This is a genomic window from Mycobacterium sp. 852002-30065_SCH5024008 (assembly GCF_001665645.1).
In the GTDB taxonomy this organism is placed as follows: domain Bacteria; phylum Actinomycetota; class Actinomycetes; order Mycobacteriales; family Mycobacteriaceae; genus Mycobacterium; species Mycobacterium paraffinicum.
In genome coordinates this window covers 1-3,083 of sequence record NZ_LZSZ01000071.1, presented here as the reverse complement: position 1 = coordinate 3,083, position 3,083 = coordinate 1, and the positions used below count along the sequence as shown (strand labels likewise).

The following is a 3,083-nucleotide window of genomic DNA, read 5'->3' as shown; positions in this document are numbered from 1 at the left end:
TACGGGGTGGCTCGCGATGAGAACCTCAAGCTGCGTGATTTTCCGACGCTGAACCATGTGATCGCCTGGATCCGCGAGAAGGCGGAGGCCCAGGCCCACCCAAAAGCGCCCGCTGAGTCACCGAAGGCGGCGCAAAGCGCCGTCGCGGTGCCGCCGGCCGTCGAAGGTGACATTGCCGCCACCGACCGGATCACCCGGCAGGTGCCCGTACCCGCGCTGCGACCAGAGCTCGCGGCCTGCGTGCCCACCGGAGTCACGCTCGACAAAGGCACGCGCGTCGCCGTCATGGGAGACGAAGGCGGCGTCGCGGATGCGCTGATCGCGCGGCTGACCCGGCTCGGCGTCGACGTGGTGGCGCTGCGGCCAGACGACGACGTCAGCGCCGTCCTGAGCGACGGGGTCGACGGCGTCTACTGGCTGGCGGCCCTCGACGACGAGGGCCCGCTGGAGCGCTTGGACCTCGCCGGCTGGCACGAAGCGCTGCGACGCCGGGTGCGCAACCTCTACACCACCATGCGACACCTGTACGAGCGCAGCCCGTTCCTGGTCGTGGCCACCCGGCTGGGCGGATACCACGGCTACGACGCGACCGGGGCGACCTGCCCGCTGGGCGGAGCGGTCACCGGGTTCGCCAAGGCATACCGGCGCGAGCGCCCCGAGGCGCTGGTCAAGGCGGTCGACTTCCCGGTCAACCGCAAGACCGCGGCGCTGGCCGACGCGCTGATCGACGAGACCCTCCGCGATCCCGGTTGTGTCGAGGTCGGTCACGCCGATGGCCGCCGCTGGGGCGTCGGGCTGGCGGAGCGACCGTTTTCCGCCGAGGCGGGCGGGGCTCTCGGCCCCGACCCGGTCTTCCTCGTCACCGGGGCCGCCGGCAGCATCGTGTCGGCGATCACCGCCGATCTCGCCGCGGCCTGGCGGGGCACCTTCCACCTGCTGGACCTCACGCCGGAACCCGACCCGGCCGACCCCGACCTGCGCCGGTACACCGAAGACCGCGACGGGCTCAAGGTGGAACTGGCGGATCGGATGCGCGCGCGGGGCGAACGCCCGACACCGGTCCTGATCGAGCGGGAACTGGCCCGCCTGGAGCGCTTGCAGGCCGCGCTGGCCGCAATTCGTGCGGTCGAGGCCGCCGGCGGTTCGGCGCGCTACCACAGCGTCGATCTCACCGATGCGGCCGCGGTGGACAAAGTGATGGCGCAAGTGCGGGAGACCAGCGGCCGCATCGACGTCCTGCTGCACGCCGCCGGGGTCGAGGTCAGCCACGGCCTTCCCGACAAGGAGCCCGCCGAGTTCGACCTGGTGTTCGGCGTCAAGGGCGACGGCCTGTTCAACGTGCTGCATGCCGACCTTCCGCTGGGCGCCGTCGTGGCGTTCAGCTCGGTCGCAGGCCGGTTCGGCAACATGGGCCAGACCGACTACAGCGCCGCCAACGACCTGCAGTGCAAGATCCTGAGCAATTTGCGCCGCACCCGTCCGGAGGTAAGGACGCTGGCGATCGACTGGACCGCCTGGGGCGGCATCGGCATGGCCACCCGCGGATCGATCCCGAAGATCATGGCGGCGGCCGGGGTCGAGATGCTGCCGCCCGAGGCGGGGGTGGCGTGGATCAGGCGCGAACTGGGCGCCGGCCTGACCGACGGCGAGGTCGTCGTCGCCGGGGCGCTCGGCGCGCTCACTGCCGAACCGCACGACACCGGCGGCATCAACCCGGCCTCGCTGATGGCGGTCGGGCCGATGATCGGCGAGGTCGTCCGCGCCAGCGTGCGCGACGGGTTGGTGCTGCACACCACCCTCGACCCGGCCACCCGGCCGTTCCTCGATCACCACCGCATCGAGGGCACACCGGTGCTGCCCGGCGTGATGGGCATGGAGACGTTCGCCGAAGCCGCCCGGCTGCTGGCGCCCGACCTGCACGTCGCCGCCATCGAGAACGTCGACTTCCGGGCGCCGCTCAAGTTCTATCGGGACGAACCGCGCACCCTGACGGTGACGGCCCTGGTACGCCCCGACGGGGACGACCTCGTCGCCGAATGCCGACTGTCGGCCGAGCGCACGCTGCCCGGCAGCGAGGTGCCGCAGCGCACCGTGCACTTCACCGGCTCGGTGCGGCTGACGGCCGAGCCACCCACCCTCGCCGACGGCGGCGCTGGTCGCGGCGGCGAAGTGCCCGCGCTGAGCCCGGAGCAGGTCTACCGGCTCTACTTCCACGGCCCGGCCTATCGGGTGGTCGGTTCGGCGTGGAGGTGCGACGACGGCGCGGCCGCCCGATTCGCCGCCGAGCTGCCGCCGCAAACCGACGAGCCGGTGCTGATCGGGCCGCGACTGGTCGAGCTGTGCTTCCAGACCGTCGGGCTGTTCGAGGCCGGCACCGAGGGCGTCCTGGCCTTGCCGCTGCATGTCGATGCGGTGCACCTGAACGGGACCCCGACCGAACGGGCCGGGCTGGTGGCCACCGCGCGGCCGGACGGGCGCGGCGGTTTCGTCTGCATTGTCCGCGATGACGAAGGCAGGCCGGTGCTGCGGGTCGACGGGTACCGCACCGTGCCGCTGCCGCAGCCACCGGCTGCGGACGTCGTCGCCCCGATCCGCTCCGTCATGCGCGGCTGAGGGGAAGCATCGCCATGAACACCGAGATTCGCCGGCTGGCGATCGTCAACCGCGGTGAACCCGCGGTCCGTGCGCTGACCGCGGTGGCCGAACTCAATCAGGCCGGCGACCAACCGCCCATCCGGACCATCGTGTTCTATACGGACGCCGACGCCGACGCCTGGTACGTGCGCCAGGCCGACGAGGCCGTGCTGCTGGGGACCGCGACCTTCGCCGACCCGGCCGACGGCACCCGCCGGTCGCGCTACCTCGACCAGCCGGCGGTGATGGCGGCGCTGCGCGAGAGTGCGGCCGATGCCGTGTGGGTCGGGTGGGGATTCCTCGCCGAGCACGCGTCTTTCGCGCAGGCGTGCGAGGAGGCCGGCATCGTCTTCGTCGGGCCGGGCAGCGCCACCATCCGGCGGCTCGGGGACAAGGTGGCCGCCAAACGGCTTGCCGAGCAGGTGGACGTCCCGGTGGTGTGCTGGAGC

The 3,083-nt window shown here is 72.3% G+C and carries 2 protein-coding genes; both read left to right on the top strand.

Annotated features, from left to right (window positions below):
* Window positions 1–2,613 (top strand): SDR family NAD(P)-dependent oxidoreductase (locus A5781_RS08855; RefSeq protein WP_156624500.1); only part of this gene is annotated, 2,613 nt, incomplete at its 5' end.
* Between the two features lie 14 nt (window positions 2,614–2,627).
* Window positions 2,628–3,083 (top strand): biotin carboxylase N-terminal domain-containing protein (locus tag A5781_RS08850; protein ID WP_156624498.1); only part of this gene is annotated, 456 nt, incomplete at its 3' end.